18 protein-coding genes and 1 tRNA gene are annotated in these 20,682 nt (G+C 58.9%); 14 read left to right on the forward strand and 5 right to left on the reverse strand.

Features of this window, described 5'->3' with window-relative positions; genetic code table 11:
* Window positions 1-17: 17 nt before the first annotated feature.
* Window positions 18-344 carry an Arc family DNA-binding protein gene (locus PFLQ2_RS21365; protein ID WP_003178899.1) on the reverse strand — a complete coding sequence of 109 codons (327 nt, stop codon included), beginning with the start codon at window positions 342-344 and terminating at the stop codon, window positions 18-20.
* 507 nt (window positions 345-851) lie between these two features.
* Here PFLQ2_RS21365 and PFLQ2_RS21360 point away from each other — a divergent pair.
* From PFLQ2_RS21360 to PFLQ2_RS21340, 5 genes are all read left to right on the forward strand, one after another.
* Window positions 852-928: transfer RNA gene (locus PFLQ2_RS21360), tRNA-Arg, on the forward strand.
* A 282-nt stretch (window positions 929-1,210) separates the two neighbouring features.
* The gene (locus tag PFLQ2_RS21355; protein WP_003178901.1) at window positions 1,211-2,818 is read left to right on the forward strand and encodes a tetratricopeptide repeat-containing response regulator; all 1,608 of its coding nucleotides are present in this window, start codon (window positions 1,211-1,213) and stop codon (window positions 2,816-2,818) included.
* Window positions 2,811-3,503, forward strand: a complete 693-nt coding sequence (locus PFLQ2_RS21350; protein ID WP_003178904.1) for a sensor histidine kinase — start codon at window positions 2,811-2,813, stop codon at window positions 3,501-3,503. The genes PFLQ2_RS21355 and PFLQ2_RS21350 overlap by 8 nt, the downstream gene beginning before the upstream one ends.
* A 217-nt stretch (window positions 3,504-3,720) precedes the next feature.
* Window positions 3,721-4,962 (forward strand): glutamine synthetase family protein, encoded by a 1,242-nt coding sequence (locus tag PFLQ2_RS21345; RefSeq protein ID WP_172680587.1) that lies wholly within the window; start codon window positions 3,721-3,723, stop codon window positions 4,960-4,962.
* 69 nt (window positions 4,963-5,031) lie between these two features.
* Entirely contained in the window at window positions 5,032-6,393 is a 1,362-nt protein-coding gene (locus PFLQ2_RS21340) for an MFS transporter (protein WP_003178908.1), read from the forward strand.
* Between the two features lie 63 nt (window positions 6,394-6,456).
* On the opposite strand, the gene PFLQ2_RS21335 is transcribed toward PFLQ2_RS21340, so the two are convergent.
* From PFLQ2_RS21335 to flgA, 4 genes are all read right to left on the reverse strand, one after another.
* The gene (locus tag PFLQ2_RS21335) at window positions 6,457-7,203 is read right to left on the reverse strand and encodes a flagellar brake protein (protein WP_003178910.1); all 747 of its coding nucleotides are present in this window, start codon (window positions 7,201-7,203) and stop codon (window positions 6,457-6,459) included.
* Window positions 7,204-7,295: 92 nt separating this feature from the next.
* The gene (locus tag PFLQ2_RS21330) at window positions 7,296-7,763 is read right to left on the reverse strand and encodes a flagella synthesis protein FlgN (RefSeq protein ID WP_003178911.1); all 468 of its coding nucleotides are present in this window, start codon (window positions 7,761-7,763) and stop codon (window positions 7,296-7,298) included.
* Between the two features lie 48 nt (window positions 7,764-7,811).
* A complete protein-coding gene (gene flgM / locus PFLQ2_RS21325; RefSeq protein ID WP_003178913.1) occupies window positions 7,812-8,120 on the reverse strand; it encodes a flagellar biosynthesis anti-sigma factor FlgM in 309 nt (102 codons plus the stop codon).
* Between the two features lie 183 nt (window positions 8,121-8,303).
* On the reverse strand, window positions 8,304-9,068 hold the full coding sequence (gene flgA / locus PFLQ2_RS21320; RefSeq protein WP_003178915.1) for a flagellar basal body P-ring formation chaperone FlgA: 765 nt from the start codon (window positions 9,066-9,068) through the stop codon (window positions 8,304-8,306).
* Between the two features lie 78 nt (window positions 9,069-9,146).
* Here flgA and PFLQ2_RS21315 point away from each other — a divergent pair, with 78 nt between their 5' ends.
* The 9 genes from PFLQ2_RS21315 (at window position 9,147) to PFLQ2_RS21280 (ending at window position 20,565) form a co-directional block, all read left to right on the forward strand.
* Window positions 9,147-10,073 (forward strand): chemotaxis protein CheV, encoded by a 927-nt coding sequence (locus PFLQ2_RS21315; RefSeq protein WP_003178917.1) that lies wholly within the window; start codon window positions 9,147-9,149, stop codon window positions 10,071-10,073.
* A 53-nt stretch (window positions 10,074-10,126) separates the two neighbouring features.
* Entirely contained in the window at window positions 10,127-10,954 is an 828-nt protein-coding gene (gene cheR, locus PFLQ2_RS21310) for a protein-glutamate O-methyltransferase CheR (RefSeq protein WP_003178919.1), read from the forward strand.
* Window positions 10,955-11,311: 357 nt separating this feature from the next.
* Window positions 11,312-11,719: a flagellar basal body rod protein FlgB gene (gene flgB / locus PFLQ2_RS21305; protein WP_003178921.1), complete on the forward strand. Its 408-nt coding sequence runs from the start codon at window positions 11,312-11,314 to the stop codon at window positions 11,717-11,719.
* A gap of 3 nt (window positions 11,720-11,722) precedes the next feature.
* Entirely contained in the window at window positions 11,723-12,166 is a 444-nt protein-coding gene (gene flgC, locus PFLQ2_RS21300) for a flagellar basal body rod protein FlgC (protein ID WP_003178923.1), read from the forward strand.
* A 15-nt stretch (window positions 12,167-12,181) separates the two neighbouring features.
* The gene (gene flgD, locus PFLQ2_RS21295) at window positions 12,182-12,904 is read left to right on the forward strand and encodes a flagellar hook assembly protein FlgD (protein WP_003178924.1); all 723 of its coding nucleotides are present in this window, start codon (window positions 12,182-12,184) and stop codon (window positions 12,902-12,904) included.
* A gap of 28 nt (window positions 12,905-12,932) precedes the next feature.
* Entirely contained in the window at window positions 12,933-14,243 is a 1,311-nt protein-coding gene (gene flgE / locus PFLQ2_RS21290; protein WP_003178926.1) for a flagellar hook protein FlgE, read from the forward strand.
* A gap of 207 nt (window positions 14,244-14,450) precedes the next feature.
* On the forward strand, window positions 14,451-16,190 hold the full coding sequence (locus tag PFLQ2_RS21285; protein WP_003178928.1) for a type I secretion system permease/ATPase: 1,740 nt from the start codon (window positions 14,451-14,453) through the stop codon (window positions 16,188-16,190).
* Entirely contained in the window at window positions 16,190-17,500 is a 1,311-nt protein-coding gene (locus PFLQ2_RS27585; protein WP_003184066.1) for an HlyD family type I secretion periplasmic adaptor subunit, read from the forward strand. Before PFLQ2_RS21285 ends, PFLQ2_RS27585 begins: the two co-directional genes overlap by 1 nt.
* Before the next feature lie 56 nt (window positions 17,501-17,556).
* Window positions 17,557-20,565 carry a beta strand repeat-containing protein gene (locus PFLQ2_RS21280; protein ID WP_003178932.1) on the forward strand — a complete coding sequence of 1,003 codons (3,009 nt, stop codon included), beginning with the start codon at window positions 17,557-17,559 and terminating at the stop codon, window positions 20,563-20,565.
* Window positions 20,566-20,682 lie beyond the last annotated feature (117 nt).

Consider the following 20,682-nt stretch of genomic DNA (forward strand, 5'->3'; position numbering starts at 1 on the left):
TTAATAAAAGGTTGCGATCAGGACGCGTCTGCGGCCATTTCTGCGTCGTGCGCGATCAGCGAAACGAGAGCGTTCTGCTGGCGATGAGAAAGTTGTCGGAAACGTTGAAGCAGCTCACGCTCATGCAATGACAGCTCCGGGCTGTCCAGGCGCATGCTCAACTCTTCACCCAACGCGCCTTCCTGGATAAGGCTTTGCTCAAGGCGCGCGATGATTTCGGAGTTCATGCTGCGGTGATGATTGCGAGCCACCTCGGCAATGCGTTCCCGCATTCCGTCTGGCAGACGTACGACGAACTTGTCAGCCGTACGGCTGGAATAAATTGCCTGTTTCAATGGGCGCATATATTTAACCGGTTAGTTCAGGGGAGCGGTTCTCGGGATTGGCCGCGGGATGTCGAATAGGACAAGCCCAGCGGCCAAATGTTCAACCTGAATTGTTAAGAGGCCCGCATCATGCCTCAAAATTGCCAGATCATTGGCGCCAATTCTGTGACAAATTCTGATCCGGGTAAAGGCGTTATGCCAGTACCCTTCATCAAAAAATGCGGACTGGTTGGAAAAATCCACAGGTTTGCATGCTGTGACCGTCGCATCGTGTCGTTGTGCCATACCGTCTGGCGGATAACCGCAATGAAGCAAAGGCGCCTATCGTCCTTGTCTTGTAAAGGATAGTGGCAAATGGCCGATTTACTAGCATTAGTACGCCAAGGACAGATGAGTGGTGGATGCAAGCTTCATGGGCGGCACCATTTGCCTACACTTAAAAAGCCATGCACGACATGACAAACGCAGGGTAGGCCGTTAACATGCACGCCGTCCCGTACACCGCGTTTCTCGCGGTCGACTTGTGTCTCAGTAGCTCAATTGGATAGAGCATCCCCCTCCTAAGGGGAAGGTTGGCAGTTCGAACCTGCCCTGGGACACCATTATATTCAGTGGGTTAGCGTATTCGTTGCAACCGCTCCCGCACGATCCCCTTAACGGAACACCATTCCCTGCCGATAACCTGTCGAGCCCCGTTTTCTCCAGCGTTTCGACGCGCAGGAACAGCTCGCAATGTGCGCCGCAACACAGCCACACCAAGCGATTCGGAAAACTCCTCGATCATGGTTGGCTGATGGCTATCATCTGCGTGCTATACCGGGCTGCGACATGATGTTTCGTTGTTTGCCATTGGGTGCATCTTCTTATTTGCCTGGACATCCTCGATGCTGGCGTACCACCAAAAAAGTTTTCTGATCGTCGATGATTTCTCGGATTTCCGCAGCTCGATCCGCTCCATGCTGCGTGAGCTGGGCGTCAAGGACGTGGACACCGCCGACACCGGTGAGGTGGCGCTGCGCATGTGCTCGCAGAAACGCTATGACTTCATCTTGCAGGATTATCACCTGGGCGATGGGCGTAAGAATGGCCAGCAAGTGCTTGAAGACCTGATGGTCGAGAAGCTGATCAGCCATGAAAGTGTCTTCCTCATGGTCACCGCCGAGACCAGCCAGGCGATGGTGCTCAGTGCCTTGGAGCATGAACCCGATGCGTACCTGACCAAGCCGTTCAACCGCTCTGGCCTTGCCCAGCGGCTGGAGCGGCTGGAGCAGCGCAAAACCCTGCTCAAGCCGATCCTGCAAGCCCTCGATCGTGGCAAGCCGATGGAAGTGCTGAACGCCTGCATCGCCCTGTGCAAGCAGGACCCGCGCTACGGGCCGTTGTGCCTGCGTTATCGGGCCGATGCGTTGCGCGACCTGAATCAGAACGAAGCCCTTGAGCGACTGTACAACTCGATCATCGCGGATCGCCCGTTGCCGTGGGCCTATGCGGGGCTGGGAAAGTTGATGTTCAAACGTGGCCAGGTGGGGCAAGCCAAGGCCGTTTATGAGAAGGCATTAAAAGTATTCCCAATGATGCCAGCGTTGTATGACGGCATGGCCGATGTGCTGGTGGCCGAAGGCGACACGAAACAGGCGCAGAGCGTGCTGGAAGAGGCGGTGCGCCTGTCGCCGCTGGCGGTGCGCCGACAGTCGCTGCTGGGCAAGCTGGCAATGACCAACGAAGACTACGACACCGCGTCCAAGGCTTATCGCCAGGCGGTCGGGCAGGGCGCACAATCGCGCTTCAAGGACCCGGAAAGCAACCTGGGCCTGGCCCATGCGCTGATCAGCAAGGGCAGTGCGAAAGGCCTGGATACCCGCACCCGGTTGGAAATCAACACTACCCTCAGTGCGGTGGCGAAAGAAAATCTCAACGATCCGGGGTTGCAGATCCGGGCGCGGCTGATGAAAGCCACGAGTTTGCTGCTCAATGACGCCGAAACCGCCGAAAAGCTCACCGAACAGGCCATGCAGCGCCTCGACGGCATGGAGCAGTTCATGAGCGCTGAAGCCGCGTTGCTGGTGGCCAAGCAGTTGCAGATGCTCGGCCAGGCCAGTGCCGGCGAGTCCATGCTCAAGAACTGCGCAGAAATCTACGGCGACGATCCGACCGTGATGCAAGGCATCGCCAAGCTCACCGATGACCCGAATATTCTCAACCAGGGCAATGCCGCCGCCGAGCTGAACCGCGAAGGCGTGCGTGTCTACAAGACCGGCGACTTGCCGCAGGCGCGAGAACTGTTCCGCCGGGCCCTGAAGATGCAACCGAAGAACATCAGTATTGCCCTGAATATGGCGCAGTCTCTGTTACACGGTACCGATACCCGTGTGGAATCGGAGCTGCTGACGGAGTGCCGCGCCTGTCTGAAACTGGTGGGCATGATGCCCGACACCGATGCGCGTTTTGCGCGTTATCAGAAACTGCGAAGCAAGGCATTTGGCGATGAATGACAGCGAACAGGCCCTCGATTTTTCCACGGTGATCGCGTCTACCGTGCACGACATGAAGAACTCCCTGACCTTGCTCATGCAGACCCATGGGCAGTGGCTGGAGCGTTTGCCGGCGCCTGAGCGCCAGTCCTCGGAGCAGGGCGTCATCGAGTTCGAGTTCGCCCATCTCAATAGCTTGCTGGTGCAACTGCTGGGGCTGTACAAGCTCGGTGTCAACCAGTTGCCGCTGCATCCGGCCTACCATGAGCTGGACGACTTTATCGAGGCGCAGCTGGCCGGGCATCAGGACGTGTTTCGCAGCCGTGGAATCATGGCCACTTACGAAGTCGATCCGCTTAGCCCACTGGGCTTTTTCGACCGCGAGCTGATCGCCTCGGTGCTCGACAACAGCATCAACAACGCCATTCGCCACGCGCGCCAGGCCTTGTTGATCAGTGTGAGCGATGAGGCCGGGCAGTTGGTGCTGACCATCAACGACGATGGCGAAGGCTACCCGGCCGAGATGATCGAGCGTCAGGCCGAATATGTGCAGGGCATCAACCATAGCAGCGGTAGCACCGGACTTGGCTTGTACTTCGCTGCGCGGATCGCCGGGCTGCATCAGCGCGGCGGTGTGTGCGGGCGGACGGAAATTGCCAATGGCGGTGTGTTGGGTGGAGGCGTGTTCCGGCTTTACCTGCCCTGAGCACGGTCGTATTGCGTAGGATTTTAATTGCCTCCGGGTGCTTGATATTCCGAACAGCCGAAGCCTATTTTGTACGGGTTGCCGTTCGCGGCTCGCACATAACAAGGATTGCGTCATGACGACCGATGGCCAGCGTTCACTCGCGCAGCGACTGACGGGCATTGATGAGATTGAGTGTGTCACGCCGGATTTGAACGGCGTGCCGCGAGGCAAGGTAATGACCGCGGAGGGTTTCCTCGAGGGCCGGCGATTGCAGCTGGCGCGGGGTGTGCTGCTGCAATGCATCATGGGCGGTTATCCACCGTCGCGTTTCTACGGCAGCGATGACGGTGACCTGGCGCTGGTGGCGGACCCGAAGCAGATCCACCGCCTGCCCTGGAGCCAGCAGCCACGCGCCCTGGCGATTTGCGATGCGGACGAGCTGACCGGTGAAAGCTCGGCCCTTTCGACGCGCGGCCAGCTCAAGGCGGTTGTCGCTCGCTACGCCGCAATGGGCCTGGCGCCGGTCGTCGCCACTGAGCTTGAGTTCTTCGTGTTCGCTCCCAATCCTGACCCGACCCAACCGTTCCAGCCGCCCCTGGGCCTGGACGGGCGGCGCGAGGACGGCCATTCGGCGTTCAGCATCAGTTCCAACAATGGCCTGCGCCCGTTTTTCAATGAAGTCTACGAATGCATGGCGGCGCTGGGCTTGCCGCGTGACACGTTCATGCATGAAATGGGCGTGAGCCAGTTCGAGATCAACCTGCTTCACGGCGACCCTTTGTTGCTGGCCGACCAGACCTTCCTGTTCAAGCACCTGCTCAAGGAAGTGGCGCTCAAGCACGGCCTGACGGTGGTCTGCATGGCCAAGCCACTGGCCCATACCCCGGGCAGTTCGATGCACATCCACCAGAGCGTTGTCGAATCGGTGAGCGGCCGCAATGTGTTCAGCGACGAGGCGGGCGAGCCGACGGCGGCCTTCCGGCATTTCATCGGTGGGCAACAGGCCTGTCTCGCGGATTTCACTGCGTTGTTCGCGCCGAACGTGAATTCCTACCAGCGCCTGTGCCATCCGTTTGCATCGCCGAATAACGCCTGTTGGTCTTATGACAATCGTTCGGCCGGCTTGCGAATCCCCGCGAGTTCGCCAGTGGCCCGTCGGGTCGAGAACCGCTTGCCCGGGGCTGATGCCAACCCCTACCTGGCGATTGCCGCCAGCCTGGCCGCCGGGCTCTACGGCATCGAGCATCACTTGGAGCCGAGCGCCGCGATCCAGGGCGAATTCCAAGTGCCGGATAATCTTTCCCTGCCATGTACCTTACATGCTGCCCTTGAGCGTCTGAAGCGTAGTCAACTGGCGAAGGAACTGTTCGGTGCGGAGTTCATCGAAGGCTACATCGCTTCAAAAACCCTGGAACTGACCAGTTTCTTTGATGAAATCACTCCCTGGGAGCGGCGTGTTCTAGCGGCCCAGGCATAACGAACCGTCGCATTCGGGCTATCTTTCAAGATAGCCCTTACTCAACTCAAGGAGCCGCTCGGAACGTCGATGCGCCAAATCTGGAAACCTTTTCGAGCGCTTTATTTCGCCTCGCTGATGATGTTGATCGGCTCGGGCCTCCTGAGTACTTACCTGGCCTTGCGCCTGGCCGCCGACCATGTGGACAGCCTCTGGGTCGGTGCGCTGATGGCGGCCAACTATTTCGGCCTGGTACTGGGCGGCAAGATCGGCCACCGGCTGATTGCCCGCGTCGGACATATCCGTGCCTATTCGGCCTGCGCCGGGATCGTCGGTGCCGCGGTGCTGGGCCACGGTCTGGTGGACTGGCTGCCGGCGTGGATCGTGCTGCGGATGATTGTCGGCCTCGGCATGATGTGCCAATACATGGTCATCGAGAGCTGGCTCAACGAACAGGCCGACGCCAAGCAGCGCGGCGCGGTATTCAGCGGCTACATGATCGCCTCGTACTTGGGGCTGGTGCTGGGGCAGCTGATTCTGGTCATGCATCCGGCCCTGGGCCTGGAGCTGTTGATGCTGGTGGCGCTGTGTTTCGCCCTGTGCCTGGTCCCGGTGACGCTGACGCGGCGGATTCACCCGGCGCCGTTGCATCCGGCGCCGATGGAGCCGCGCTTTTTTATCAAGCGTGTGCCGCAGTCGTTGAGTACGGTGTTGGGCGCGGGGCTGATCGTCGGTTCGTTCTATGGCCTGGCACCGCTGTACGCGTCTCAGCAGGGGCTATCGACCGAGCAGGTGGGTCTGTTCATGGGTAGCTGCATTTTTGCCGGCTTGCTGGTGCAGTGGCCGCTGGGCTGGCTGTCCGACCGTTACGACCGGGCACTGCTGATCCGTTGCTTTGCGCTGTGCCTGGCAGTCTGTGCCTTGCCGCTGGCGATCCTGCCGCAGGTGCCCTTGGAGGTGCTGTTCGTCGCCGGGTTCTTCTGTTCGCTGGTCCAGTTCTGCCTGTATCCGCTGGCAGTGGCTTTTTCCAACGACCACGTAGAAGGTGATCGGCGGGTGTCGCTGACGGCAATGCTGCTGGTGACTTATGGCGTTGGCGCCAGCATTGGGCCGTTGGCCGCAGGGGTGCTGATGAAACTGTTCGGCAGTCAGATGCTGTATGGTTTTTTTGCCTTCTTCGCGCTGGTGCTGGTATGGCGGATCCGGCCGAAAGCGGTGACCAATCTGCACCAGGTCGACGATGCACCGCTGCATCACGTCGCCATGCCAGACAACATGACCAGTTCACCTTTGGTGGCGTGTCTCGATCCACGGGTTGACGAACAGGTCGTGCAGGAGCAGATGCAGGCCTCGCCCAGCCCGGACGTCGAGCCGGAGCCGGAGCTGGAACCGGTCACCGAGGGGGCTGCGGACGAGCCGCCACCCTCCGATTTCACTCAGGCCAGGCCTTAAGCGGGCATAAAAAAACGGGCAATCCCTTCGCGAGGATTGCCCGTTTTTTCATGTGCTCGGAAATCAGAGGTCGTCTTTATCGAAACGACGGGCTTCACGCTGGAGCTGGTAGACAAAACGCTCGACCTGTCGTTGCACCAGGCCGCTGATGTTGTGGAAGCGAACGCCGGCGAAGGTGGTGTTGAATCGCTCTTCAAAATGCAGGTAACGCAGCTCGACCGGCGCGGTCATGTTGCCAAAGGGCAGGGCGGCGATGAAACGCTCGTAGACCTGGCCCAATTGCAGGCGTTCGGTAATGTCGCCGTCAAAGCGCAGCTTGCAACCGGTGGCGGAAATATCCAGCAGCTTACCGTTTACCGCCGACTTGAGCTTATCGCCACCGAGCTCGACGTTCACCAGTTGCGCCAGCTTCAGGGCAGCGCGGAAGGCGTTGCGACGCTGGTGGTAAACCACTTCGTCGGGCAGGGCGCCGCGGTAGCAGCGACCGTCGCTGGATTCCTTGATGGTGAACGGGCCGTTGCCGTCCCACGCGATGCGCACGCCGTCATGGAAACCCTCGACCCGAAACGGCTCGCCCGCCTGCAGGAAGCGCTCGCCATCCCTGGGGATCATTTCATCCAGGGCGATGGTGTTGTTGTCGCGATCGATATCCACCAGGTAGCTTTGGAAGCGCTGGGTGCGTTCATGGAAGGTAATGATCAGCGGGTCGTGGCTATCTTGAAGCATCCGCAGGTTGCCGGCGATTTCCAGGGGCGTCGAGAGGACCTTGGGGGGCTGCGGAGCATCATCCGCGCTTGAGTCGTTGAACACGGTGGGTCAATCTCCAGGCAAAATACGACTACGAATGGCCAGCATTTTGCCAGCATGTATCGCGCGTTGATAGTGCGCAGCCATGGTTCGTTTCATGCCTGGCTGAGGGGGCGTTGCTTGACCATGTTGGCGGTCGAGCCGCGAGCATCATACAGCGTAGGAACTTCGCCGCCATTGAGGATGCGCAACTGATTGGCGGTGGCGGCCTGCTGCATCTGGATCGACTGGCCGTTGCGCACGTTGGTGGCCTGGCACTGGGCGAGCAGGTCATTGAGCACTGCGCTCTGGGACAGCAACTGATCGCCAATCGACGACTGGCTCGCCAACTGTTCGAGGCCGTCGTGGTTGGCGGGCAGTTTAAGGCTGGCGAGAATCTCGCTGCGCTTGCGGCCATGCTGGTCGAGCAAGATGATCAGTGCCTGTTTTTGCGCCAGGATGTTTTCCAGCAGCGGCATGTCGCGACCGTGCAGGGCCAGGGATTCGGCCCGCAATAATTCCAGCAGTTGTTGCGCTGGAACAAAGTCATCGGTGATCAATTGCAATAAAGTCGAGTCGTGCATGGCTGGCCTTGGGTCTTAAGCGTCCAAAAGCCTGGCGCAGGCGGCAGCCTAGCGCTGGGCTTCGAAGTTGAGCAGTTTGCTGGCTACGCGGTTGCTGTCGACTTTATAGCTGCCATCGGCGATGGCTGCTTTCAACTCGGCCACGCGGGCGTTGTCGACGACAGGTTGATCGCGCAGCTTGTCAGTGACCTTCTGCAACTGCTGAGCCTCATTGCTGAGGTGTACGGACTCTCCGTTGCTGACCTGTTCGGCTGGCGTAGGCAGCGGCGCAGATTTGTCGGCTTCTTTGCTCGCGTTGGTACGCGTAGTGCCTGTCAACGGTGAAGAGCTGTTCAAACGGTTGAAATCGATGACCATGGTAAAAAACCTCTGGGTATTTGGACGCTTGCCATGTTTTCGGCCATTCCCAAAAAAACTTTAGGCTCATTTATTCAATGAACGTGCGCACGTCTGCGCTTGCCTTTGCGTAAGGCACAGTCTAGGGAACGTCGGGTCCAAGCGCCAGCTTTCTACCGTCTCTACCGGGGCTCTACCGGGTCACTACATCGCCACCTCCACCTGGCCGGGGGCTATTACCTGCGCCTTGATAACCCGTTGGGAATTGAGGTTTTTCACACGAATCTGCTCACGCATGCCACCGTTGGACAGGGCCTCGCCCGGCATCCGCACGGCCAGGGTACCGCTGCGGGCTGTAATCACGACCTGATCGCCCTTGCGGACCACCTCGGCCTGCTCCAGATGCACGAGCGTCACGATCTGATCGGCGACCATTGGTCGGACAAGTTTCTGTCCGATGGCCTGATCCACCGACGTCAGGAATCCCTGGGTGATCTGGCTGATGTCCCGTTCACGCAGCGTTACATCCTGAGGCTCGACGATCCCGGCCCGCTTGAGCGGACGAGTGGTGGTCACGATTTCCCGGAACAGGCGCACTTGAGCGGGCACGAACACCGTCCAGGGCGCGGCGCTGTCGCAACGAACCTTCACCGTGACGCGGCCCAGGGGCCTGGCAGGGCTCTCCAGGGACGCAGTCAATTCCTTGTCGCACATCGGCATGCGCAGGCGCGGATCGAGCTGGTTGACTTCGATTTCGTAACGACCTTCGGTTTGACTGGTTGCCAGATAGTCTTCTACGGTGAATTCAAGAAAGCCCTGAGTGACGCCGATAAGGAGATCAGGCAAGGTGACCGGAGCATCGGCACGGGCAAAGCCGCCCGATGCGAGCAGACTGGCAGCCAGCAGTGCACCGAGCCAGTGGCGGCAGCGAGTGGTCAGGCGTCGAGAAAATGTCGTTTGTGCGTTCATGCCGGTTGAATAGCAAGCCCCGTGCCGTTTAGTGATGAATGCGCGTCGGACACATTAGCGTTACGTAGGAGTCAGGGCATGGCGGGAGTAATGGATTCGGTAAACCAGCGCACACAGCTGGTCGGTCAGAATCGCCTGGAGTTGTTGCTGTTCCGTCTCGACGGCCAGCAAATCTATGGGATCAACGTATTCAAGGTCCGGGAGGTGCTGCAATGCCCCAAGCTGACCCTGATGCCAAAGTCCAGTCCCGTCGTGTGCGGTGTGGCGAACATACGCGGAGCGACCATCCCGATTCTCGATCTGGCCATGGCGACCGGTTCCGGTCGTCTGCTGGACCAGAGCAATCCGTTTGTGATCATCACCGAGTACAACACCAAGACCCAGGGATTCCTGGTGCGCTCGGTGGAGCGCATCGTCAACATGAACTGGGAAGAAATCCATCCACCGCCCAAGGGCACCGGCCGCGATCACTACCTCACGGCAGTGACCCGGGTCGACAACCAGTTGGTGGAAATCATCGACGTGGAGAAGATCCTCGCCGAAGTGGCACCTACCCCGGAAACGATTTCCGTGGGTGTGGTGGATGCCGAAACCCAGCACAAGGCGGTTTCGCTGCGCGTACTGACCGTCGATGATTCTTCGGTGGCACGCAAGCAAGTGACCCGTTGCCTGCAAACGGTCGGCGTCGAAGTGGTGGCGTTGAATGACGGGCGTCAGGCGCTGGATTACCTGCAAAAGCTGGTCGCAGAGGGCAAGAAGCCCGAAGAAGAATTCTTGATGATGATCTCCGACATCGAGATGCCAGAGATGGACGGATACACCCTGACATCGGAAATCCGCAGCGATCCGCGTATGCAAAAGTTGCATATCATCTTGCATACTTCATTGTCCGGGGTATTCAACCAGGCAATGGTCAAGAAAGTCGGCGCTGACGACTTCCTGGCGAAATTTCGGCCCGATGACCTGGCTTCGCGGGTCGTCGAGCGGATCAAGGCAGCAGAATAAAGGTCGGGCGCGTTGTGCGTCCGGCAAGTCAACACAATGAAAGAGGCGGTATCTTGTCTACGGGTAATTTGGATTTCGAACAGTTCCGGGTCTTCCTGGAAAAAGCCTGTGGCATCTTGCTTGGTGAAAACAAGCAATACCTGGTGTCGAGCCGTCTCAACAAGTTGATGGAACAACAGGGCCTCAAATCCTTGGGCGAACTGGTGCAGCGTATCCAGACGCAGCCGCGCAGCGGCTTGCGCGAGATGGTGGTGGATGCGATGACCACCAACGAAACCCTGTGGTTTCGCGACACCTACCCGTTCGAGGTGTTGAAGAACAAGGTGCTGCCGGCGGCCATCAAGGCCAGCCCGGGCCAACGCCTGCGGATCTGGTCGGCGGCCTGTTCGTCAGGGCAGGAACCCTATTCGCTGTCGATGTCCATTGATGAGTTCGAGCGGACCAACCTGGGCCAGCTGAAAGGTGGTGTACAAATCGTCGCCACCGACCTGTCCGGAACCATGCTCAACAACTGCAAGACCGGCGAGTACGACAGCCTGGCCATAGGCCGTGGCCTGTCGCCCGATCGCCTGCAACGTTACTTCGACCCGAAAGGGCCGGGTAAGTGGGTGGTCAAGGCGCCGATCAAGAGCCGGGTGGAGTTCCGCTCGTTCAACCTGCTGGACAGCTACGCCAGCCTGGGCAAGTTCGACATCGTGTTCTGCCGCAACGTCCTGATCTACTTCTCCGCCGAAGTGAAGAAGGACATCCTGTTGCGTATCCACAGCACGCTCAAGCCGGGCGGCTACCTGTTCCTTGGCGCTTCCGAAGCGTTGAATGGCTTGCCGGACCACTATCAAATGGTCCAGTGCAGTCCGGGGATTATTTACCAGGCGAAGTGATTGGCTTGGGTTGTCAAAAAAAAAAAGCGGGAGTCCCAAAAGGCTCCCGTTTTTTTATGCGCGTTAGCCCGCGCCACCGTCCCCTGTGGGAGCGAGCTTGCTCGCGAATGCGGTGGCACATCCAAAACCGATGTAAATGACAGACCGCCATCGCGAGCAAGCTCGGTCCTACAATGGAGTGGAATTTGCTCCATGAAAGCGGCAGAAAAGCGGCAGGCAGCGGAAGCCAGTTGCCGCTTTTCTGGCATTGCCGCTTTGCCGATGCCCGCAAAGCCCCGGTTTACGGGCTTTTTGAAAATGGCACGACGCTTGCTTTATCGACTGCACGTACATTCTGGTCACCCAAAGGTTTCCGACATGAGCATCAGCTTCGATAAAGCGCTCGGTATCCACGAACAGGCCCTGAGCTTCCGCGCCCAGCGTGCCGAAGTCCTGGCCAACAACATCGCCAACGCCGACACCCCGAACTACAAGGCGCGGGACCTGGATTTCTCCAAAGTGCTCGCCGAGCAGAACGAGAAGACCAAGAACGGCACCTTCGCCCTGAACATGACCAATAGCCGTCATATCGAGGCCGAAGGCCTGGGCAACGGCGATGGATCGCTGATGTATCGCACGCCGATGCAGCCTTCGATCGACCAGAACACCGTGGATGCTCAACTGGAACAGTCCAACTACGCGGAAAACTCCGTGAACTTCCAGGCCAGCTTCACCCTGCTCAACAGCAAATTCAAAGGGCTGGTATCGGCCCTGCGTGGAGAATAAGCCATGTCGATAGCGAGCGTATTCAACATCGCCGGCAGTGCCATGAGTGCCCAGACCACTCGCCTGAACACCGTCGCCAGTAACATCGCCAACGCCGAGACCGTTTCCTCGAGCATCGACCAGACCTACCGCGCCCGCCATCCAGTGTTCGCCACCATGTTCCAGGGCGGCCAGTCCGGTGGCAGCGATTCGCTGTTCCAGCAGCAAGACGCGGCCGGTCAGGGCGTACAGGTGCTTGGCGTGGTCGAAGACCAGAGCAACCTCGAGGCGCGCTACGAGCCCAACCATCCGGCGGCGGACGCCAAGGGCTACGTCTACTACCCGAACGTCAACGTCGTCGAAGAAATGGCCGACATGATTTCCGCCAGTCGTTCGTTCCAGACCAACGCCGAAATGATGAACACCGCCAAAACCATGATGCAGAAGGTCCTGACCCTCGGTCAGTGATAAGGGGCGAGTCACATGAGCGTTACCAATACCACTGGCGGTTTGAGCCTCAACGAGATCCTTGCCAACTCTTCGGTCAAGACCAACACCACCACCGATGGCCTGGCCTCGGCAGCGGGCGCGGCGACCGGCAAGAAAGAGCTGGGCAAGGATGCGTTCCTGCAATTGCTGGTCACCCAGCTGAAAAACCAGAACCCGCTGGAGCCTCAGGACAACGGTGAATTCGTTGCCCAGTTGGCACAGTTCAGCAGCTTGGAAGGCATCACCACCCTCAACACCACCGTGAGCGGTATCGCCGGCAACTACAACTCGTCCCAGGCATTGCAGGCCTCGTCACTGGTAGGGCGCTCAGTCATCGCCCCGGGCGACAAGGCCGTGGTCGATACCTCCAAGAGCCTCAACGGCACGGTGGTGGTTCCGGCTTCGGTAGCCTCCGTCGCGGTCAAGATCGTCGATAAAGACGGCAAGACCGTCCGCACCATCGATTTGGGCACCCAGAAAGCCGGCAACTCCGCTTTCATCTGGGACGGCAAGAACGACGCGGGCACGGTTGTCGAGTCGGGTACATACACATTCGCGGCCTCGACCACCATCGACGGCAAGGCCACGTCGCTGATCACCAACCTGCCGGCAACGGTCAGCAGCGTGACGATCAGCCAGACGGGCGGTGAGCTGATGCTCAACCTGGCCGGGCTGGGCAGCATCGCCCTGTCCAAAGTACAAACTATTGGTATATAGAGCCGACTAACCGGCACAAGGAGTCAACATGTCTTTTAACATCGGCCTTAGCGGTCTCTATGCCGCCAACAAACAGCTGGACGTGACCGGTAACAACATCGCCAACGTGGCGACCACCGGCTTCAAATCGTCTCGCGCGGAATTCGAAGACGTCTACTCGGCCACCAAGCTGGGCTCGGGCAGCAAGACCGTCGGCAACGGCGTGCGCTTGGCCAACGTTTCCCAGCAGTTCGGCCAGGGTGATGTGAACAACACCGGCAACGTGCTGGACATGGGTATCCAAGGCCAGGGCTTCTTTGTCCTGGAAAACAACGGCTCCTTGAGCTACACCCGTGCCGGTACTTTCAAGACCGATAAAGACGGCTACGTCACGAACAGTGATGGTACATCGCGTTTGCAAGGCTATGGCGTGGATGCCAATGGCAAGATCCAGAACGGGATCCTGACCGATCTGCGCATCGACACCTCGAACCTGCCGCCGAGTGCTACCAGCCTGATTTCGTCGACGATCAATCTGAACTCGACGGCGTTGCCGATCACCGCTGCGTTCAATCCGACCGATACGGCCACGTTCACCAAGCAATTCACCACGCCGGTCTACGACACCCAGGGTAACCAGCATTCCATGGACCAGTACATGGTCAAGACTGCTGGTAATACCTGGAATGTGTATACGCTGATCGATGGTCGTAACCTGAATGGTAGTTTGCCGACTACGACTGGGGCGAATGCGCCGGTCCCTTCGACCATGACCTTTGATTCAAGCGGTAAGCTGGTTCAGGTCAGCACCCCGAATCCGCCGGGTGCGCCGCTCACTGACAGCGACCTGAAGCTCACTGGCTGGATTCCCGGCACCGTAACCAACGGCGTATGGACCGCCAACGGCGCCGCGAGTGCACCAACCATCACAATCTCCATGGGCAACACCACCCAATTCAACGCGGACACCGCGCGGTCGATTCCCGCCCAGAACGGTTACGCCACCGGCCAGATCACCAACCTGACCATCGATGGCAGCGGTGTCTTGCTGGCCAACTTCAGCAACAACCAGACCAAGCCGATCGGTCAGATCGCACTCGCCAGCTTCACCAACGAACAAGGCCTGCAACCTGTCGGCGGCACCAGTTGGAAGGAAACCTTCGCGTCGGGCATCCCAGGCTATGATGCCCCGGAAACCGGCACCCTGGGTTCGATCGTCTCCAACTCCCTGGAAGAGTCCAACGTCAACCTGACCAACGAACTGGTCGAGCTGATCAAGGCCCAGAGCAACTACCAGGCGAACGCCAAGACCATCTCCACCCAGAGCACCATCATGCAGACCATTATTCAGATGACCTGATAGCGGGCTGTTTCAAAAAACCGACGTCTTGGGCGTCGGTTTTTTTATGGGTGAACTTTGAACGGTTGACCGTTTGTCGGGGGGCTGGTGCGGAATTTGCACTTCAGTCCAAATCGCTCAAAGAGCGTCAAGTTTCCATACGACTGTCATCAAGCCTGTATTGACTGACGACAGGGATGTCACCAAGAACCTAGGGACGGATACCCGTTGAAACCTCATAACGCTGTCATTGCGCCTGTCGTCGCGCCTCCATTGAAATCGCTACTGCGTCGGGGCCTGCTCGGCGCTGCGCTGTTCTCCGGTGTGATCAATATCCTGGCGCTAATTGGCCCGGTGTTCATGTTGGAAGTGTATGACCGGGTCATTCCGAGCCAGAGCGTGCCGACATTGATAGCGCTGGGTTTGCTGGCGTTGGGGGTCTATGCGCTTTCGGGGTTGCTGGATGTCATTCGCTCCCGTGTCATGGTGCGAATCGCTTCTTCGCTGGATCTGGCACTGTCCACCCAGGTCTTCAATGTGATTGCCGGTGCGTCGCTGAAAACGCCGATTACTGGCGATGCCCTGAAACCGGCCCAGGAACTGGACCAGATCCGGAACTTCATAGGCGGTCCGGGTCTGGTGGCGTTTTTCGATTTGCCCTGGATGCCGGTTTACCTCGCGGTGTGCTTTTACATTCATCCGCTGTTCGGTCTTTTGGCCGCCGGCCTGATGGTCATCCTCATCGCGCTGACCGTAACCACTGACCGGCAAACCCGCAAACTGATGCAGGCTTCGGCTGATGCACTGAACAAGCGCAATCATCTGGGCCAGCAAGCCCACCAGAACGCCGAGGCCCTCAAGGCCATGGGCATGTTGGCTAACACGTCGAATGTCTGGCAGAAGAATCACAGCACCTTCATCACCCTGCAACGACGCTCGATCGACATCGGTGGTTTTTACGGTGGCATTTCCAAAACCCTGCGCCAGATCGTCCAGTCGTCCGCCCTGGCGCTGGGGGCGTGGCTGGTGATCAAGGGGGACATGAGCGGCGGCACGATGATCGCAGCCTCGATTATTGTGGCGCGGACCCTGGCGCCGGCGGAGCAGGTGATTGCCACGTGGCGCAGCCTGTTGGGTGCCCAGATTGCTTGGAAGAAGTTGCTGGAAGTGTTTTCCATGTTCCCGGATGCCCAGAGCAAGACCGAGCTGCCCGTTGCCCATCGCAGTTTGCAGGTCGAAAGTATTTTTGCTGCGCCGCCCGGCGCGCAGCGCCTGACCTTGCAGAATATAAACTTCATGGTCGCCGCAGGCACCGCCGTTGGCGTGGTGGGGCCGAGTGCATCGGGCAAGTCGTCATTGGCGCGCGTGCTGGTCAACGCCTGGGCGCCGGCGCGGGGGCATGTCCGGCTCGATGGGGCGCCGTTGGACCTGCTGACCGAGCAGGCTCGCGGCAAGCTGATCGGTTATCTGCCGCAGAGCGTTGGTTTGTTCACTGGAACCGTCGCCCAGAACATCGCCCGGCTAGATCCTTCGGCACTGGACAGCGCGATTGTCAGCGCTGCGCAATTGGCCGGGGTTCATGAGCTGATCCTGCAGTTACCCCAAGGCTATGAAACCCAAGTGGGCGAGGGTGGGGTCAACCTCTCGGCCGGCCAACGCCAACGGGTGGCCCTGGCCAGGGCATTGTTTGGTGATCCGTTCCTGGTGGTCTTGGACGAGCCGAATTCAAACCTCGATGCCGAAGGCGAACAGGCGCTGGCCAAGGCCATCCTGGCGCTCAAGGCCCGTGGCGCAATCGTGGTGGTGATTGCCCATCGCACCAATATTCTGGCAGTGATCGATCAGGTACTGATCCTCGAAAACGGCGTGCAAGTCGCTTACGGCCCCAGGGATGTCGTCCTTAAACGACCTCCCGTAGCGCCTCCCAAGCCTTCCAATAATGTGGTGGAACTGGGAGCGTCGAACTGATGCATACCGATCAAGAAGTCACCCTGACCGCTTCCTTGTCCCGTCATCTGCGCTGGGGGGCGATCTCATTGGTGGTGCTGCTCGGTGGAGGGTTGACCTGGGCGGTGTGCACCAATCTGTCCGGCGCAGTGATCGCCACGGGCGTGGTGGCTGTGGAGGGGAGCGTCAAGACTATCCAGCATCCTACCGGCGGCGTCGTCGCCGAACTCCTGGTCAAGGAAGGGCAGGCAGTCGCTGCGGGGGACGTGCTGTTGCGCCTCGATGCCACATTGCCCGCTGCCAGCCAGGCCATCGTCAGTAAATCATTGAACCAGGCCTGGGCCCGTCTGGCTCGCCTGGAGGCCGAGCGGGACAATGCCAGCGAAGTGGCGATACCCCAAGAGTTGTTGACCCGCATGAGTGTGGATGAGGCCAAGGCTGTAATGGCCATCGAGCAGCAACTGTTCCTCGACCGCCGGGCTTCCCGCGAAGGCCAGAAGAAGCAGCTGCGTGAGCGTGTCCAGCAGCTCAACGAAACCATTGCCGGCCACGACATCCAGCAGAAAACCAAGCAAGAAGAAATCGAGCTGATCGACAGCGAATACCAGGCCGTCAAGAAACTGTTCGACAAAGGCATGATGACCCTCGACCGGGTCAATGCCCTGGCCCGGGGAATTGCCCGGCTGCGTGGGGAGCGGGGCCAGCTGATGGCCTCCATTGCCGAAGCGCGGGGCAAAATCGCCGAAACCGAATTGCAACGCCTTCAGGTTGACCAGACCTTCCGCAGTGAGGTGTCCCAGGAGTTGCGTGATCTGCTTGCCCGGCAGGGTGAGTTGATCGAGCGGGAAATCACTGCCAGCGACCAGCTCAAGCGCGTCGACATCATCTCGCCTATTGCCGGCCGCGTGCAGCAATTGGCGGTGCACACCATTGGCGGCGTGATTTCCCCTGCCGAAGGGTTGATGCAAATCGTCCCCGCCGATGATGAATTGCTGGTGGAGGCGAAAATCAGCGCCCAGGACATCGATCAACTGACGGTCGGGCAGTCGGCAATCTTGCGATTGAGCGCCTTCAACCGCAGCACCACGCCGGAACTGACCGGCACCGTGGTGCGCCTGTCAGCGGACTTGATTCAGGACGAACGTACCGGAATTGGCTTTTACCGGGCGGGCATCAAGATTCCTAAAAGTGAGTTGGCAAAACTCCAAGGGCTTGCCCTGGTGCCGGGGATGCCCGTGGAGTCGATGATCCAGACCGGCTCCAGGAACGTCATGTCTTATTTGCTTAAACCGATCAGCGATCATGCTCAGCGGGCCTTCCGGGAAGGATGAGGCTCTGCTGAATCAGCAGCGCGCAACCGAATCATCAACAGGGCAAGGAAGAAAAAATGGCAGTGATTAATGGGACATCGGGTACGGACACTTTGGTTGGTACTACGAGTGCGGATCAGCTATATGGGTTGGAAGGAAACGACTCGCTGAGCGGCGGGGACGGCAACGATTGGCTGGAGGGCGGTGCAGGTTCGGACACTCTCAATGGCGGGACAGGGACTGACACAGCGTCCTACGCCAATTCGACCGCTGGGGTGACAGTCAATCTGACCACAGGGACTGGACTGGGTGGGGATGCGCAGGGCGATACGTTGACAAGCATGGAAGCCGTAGTGGGCTCGTCTTTCAACGACACGCTGATCTCCCAGACCAATGGACATTCCCTACAGGGAGGGGGCGGTGATGACGTCTATGTCGTCAACGGGATCGGCGTAACAGTCTACGAGGCAGCTGGTTGGGGGAACGATGAGGTTCGGACAACACTTGCGGACCTGACGCTCGCGGCTAACGTTGAGCGCCTGACCTTTACCGGCACGGGTAATTTTATCGGTCGCGGCAATGCCTCGGACAACATCATTACCGGCGGCGCGGGTAACGATACCCTGATCGGTGGTGCAGGCGCGGACCAGTTGATTGGTGGTGCCGGTGTGGACACCGCCAGTTACGAAGACTCTGGCAATGTGACCCTGAACCTGAAAACCGGAGTACATACCGGAGCTGCGCTGGGTGACACTTTCGACGGTATCGAAACCTTCCGGGGCTCGGCCTCACTCGATACTTTCTACGCCAGTGCTGCCGCTGATAATTTGGATGGCTACTCCGGTAACGACACGCTGACTTACTCGCAGTCCGAACAGGGCGTCAACATCACGATGACTTCCGCCACGGCGGGGACAGGTGTGGGTGGTGATGCGCAGGGCGATACATTCACCAGCTTCGAGACCATCAGGGGCTCGAACTTTGGCGATGTATTTACCACCACAGCGGGTACTACCGAGTTTTATGGTGATGGCGGTAATGACGTTTACGTCATCAACGGCACTGCCAGCCAGTTCGTGCGAGAGTTTGCTGGCGGTGGTGATGATGAGGTACGCACCAATCAGGCCAATGTGACCCTGGCGACAGAGGTAGAGCGCCTGACCTTTACCGGCACGGGTAATTTTATCGGTCGCGGCAATGCCTCGGACAACATCATTACCGGCGGCGCGGGTAACGATACCCTGATCGGTGGTGCAGGCGCGGACCAGTTGATTGGTGGTGCCGGTGTAGACACCGCCAGTTACGAAGACTCTGGCAATGTGACCCTGAACCTGAAAACTGGAGTACATACCGGAGCTGCGCTGGGTGACACTTTCGACGGTATCGAAACCTTCCGGGGCTCGGCCTCACTCGATACTTTCTACGCCAGTGCTGCCGCTGATAATTTGGATGGCTACTCCGGTAACGACACGCTGACTTACTCGCAGTCCGAACAGGGCGTCAACATCACGATGACTTCCGCCACGGCGGGGACAGGTGTGGGTGGTGATGCGCAGGGCGATACATTCACCAGCTTCGAGACCATCAGGGGCTCGAACTTTGGCGATGTATTTACCACCACAGCGGGTACTACCGAGTTTTATGGTGATGGCGGTAATGACGTTTACGTCATCAACGGCACTGCCAGCCAGTTCGTGCGAGAGTTTGCTGGCGGTGGTGATGATGAGGTACGCACCAATCAGGCCAATGTGACCCTGGCGACAGAGGTGGAGCGCCTGACCTTTACCGGCACGGGTAATTTTATCGGTCGCGGCAATGCTTCGGACAACATCATCACCAGTGGCGCCGGCAACGACCTTCTGTTCGGTGGGGCCGGGGCCGACCAGTTCATCGGTGGTGAGGGAACCGATACCGTCAGCTACGCTGACAGCACTGCGGGTTTGACCATCAACACCCAAACGGGCATCCACACGGGCATCGCCACAGGGGATACCTACAGCAGCATTGAAGCCATTACCGGCTCCAACTTCAGTGATGTCTTTGTGGGTGACGCAGGCGCCAACATCTTCAACGGCGGCACTGGCCTGGACTTGTTGAGCTTCGCCAATGAGAGCTCAGGTATCACGCTGGACCTGAGTGCGCCTCTGGTGACAGGTGTCGCTGCGGGCGATAGCTACACCTCCATCGAGATTTTCCAAGGAACTGCCCAGGCTGATGCTTTCACCGGAAGTACAGGTGCTGCGGAAAACTTCATTGGTGGTGCAGGCGCTGATACGCTCAATGGCTTGGGCCGCGGCGACGGCGCCTGGTATCTGACCAGTAGCGATGCCGTGCAGGTCGACCTGCTGACGGGAACCGCGTCGGGTGGTGATGCGCAAGGCGACGTGCTGGCCAATATCGATAATCTGATCGGCTCGCAATTCAACGACACACTGACGGGCAATGCCTACTCCAACAAACTGGAAGGCGGAGCGGGTAGCGACTTGCTTTATGGCGGTGATGGCGATGACTTTATCTATGGCGGTACCGTCACGGATATCAGCACCCTTGCGCTGACGCCTTCCACTGGTGCCCAGGCCGATACGCTGTATGGCGGCAATGGCAATGACACCATGCAGAGTAGTGGCAACGACGTTGGCAGCACGCTTTACGGCGAGGCCGGCAGTGATACGTTGACGGTCTCCTCCGGTATTGCCTATGGCGGCGATGGCAACGATATCCTGACGGGAGCCGGCTACGCCTATGAACTTCATGGGGGCGCGGGTTTTGATATTTTCAATATGAATGCGTCTGGCGATGCCTATGGTGGGGAGGGTGGGGATGCCTACATCGTCAACTCAAAAAGCATGGTCGCCATTGAAGACACCGGGACGACGGGTGTGGACACTGTCAGGCTGAACAACATTCAGAGCGTCAACGACGTGCAGGTGATCAAGACCGATGCAGGCGCCTACATCTTCAACGCTGCCGATTACCAGAGCGGTAACCTGGACTCCGGTGTTTTCCTGAAAGACTGGTACGCAGGAAGCAATACCATCGAGACGTTCTTTACCAACAATGGCGACTCTTTCACTCTTCCGGTCTAAGCGTCCATCTGGCCACCGCACCATCTGTCGATTTCAGCGGATGTTGCGGTGAGATAAAACACCAACGGCAAAGCCCGCAATCAGGCTTTGCCGTTTTTTTTACCCAGCTTCCTCCAC

The sequence above is a fragment of the Pseudomonas fluorescens Q2-87 genome, assembly GCF_000281895.1.
Classification (GTDB): Bacteria; Pseudomonadota; Gammaproteobacteria; order Pseudomonadales; family Pseudomonadaceae; genus Aquipseudomonas; species Aquipseudomonas fluorescens_S.

Excerpts from the sequence above, each read along its gene's own strand:
- PFLQ2_RS21355 (WP_003178901.1), top strand. The coding sequence starts at position 1,211 with ATGCTGGCGTACCACCAAAAAAGTTTTCTGATCGTCGATGATTTCTCG.
- PFLQ2_RS21315 (WP_003178917.1), top strand. The coding sequence starts at position 9,147 with ATGGCGGGAGTAATGGATTCGGTAAACCAGCGCACACAGCTGGTCGGT.
- flgC (WP_003178923.1), top strand. The coding sequence starts at position 11,723 with ATGTCGATAGCGAGCGTATTCAACATCGCCGGCAGTGCCATGAGTGCC.
- flgM (WP_003178913.1), bottom strand. The coding sequence starts at position 8,120 with ATGGTCATCGATTTCAACCGTTTGAACAGCTCTTCACCGTTGACAGGC.
- PFLQ2_RS27585 (WP_003184066.1), top strand. The coding sequence starts at position 16,190 with ATGCATACCGATCAAGAAGTCACCCTGACCGCTTCCTTGTCCCGTCAT.
- flgD (WP_003178924.1), top strand. The coding sequence starts at position 12,182 with ATGAGCGTTACCAATACCACTGGCGGTTTGAGCCTCAACGAGATCCTT.
- PFLQ2_RS21330 (WP_003178911.1), bottom strand. The coding sequence starts at position 7,763 with ATGCACGACTCGACTTTATTGCAATTGATCACCGATGACTTTGTTCCA.
- PFLQ2_RS21345 (WP_172680587.1), top strand. The coding sequence starts at position 3,721 with ATGACCGCGGAGGGTTTCCTCGAGGGCCGGCGATTGCAGCTGGCGCGG.
- PFLQ2_RS21340 (WP_003178908.1), top strand. The coding sequence starts at position 5,032 with ATGCGCCAAATCTGGAAACCTTTTCGAGCGCTTTATTTCGCCTCGCTG.
- flgE (WP_003178926.1), top strand. The coding sequence starts at position 12,933 with ATGTCTTTTAACATCGGCCTTAGCGGTCTCTATGCCGCCAACAAACAG.
- PFLQ2_RS21365 (WP_003178899.1), bottom strand. The coding sequence starts at position 344 with ATGCGCCCATTGAAACAGGCAATTTATTCCAGCCGTACGGCTGACAAG.
- flgA (WP_003178915.1), bottom strand. The coding sequence starts at position 9,068 with ATGAACGCACAAACGACATTTTCTCGACGCCTGACCACTCGCTGCCGC.
- PFLQ2_RS21350 (WP_003178904.1), top strand. The coding sequence starts at position 2,811 with ATGAATGACAGCGAACAGGCCCTCGATTTTTCCACGGTGATCGCGTCT.
- PFLQ2_RS21280 (WP_003178932.1), top strand. The coding sequence starts at position 17,557 with ATGGCAGTGATTAATGGGACATCGGGTACGGACACTTTGGTTGGTACT.
- flgB (WP_003178921.1), top strand. The coding sequence starts at position 11,312 with ATGAGCATCAGCTTCGATAAAGCGCTCGGTATCCACGAACAGGCCCTG.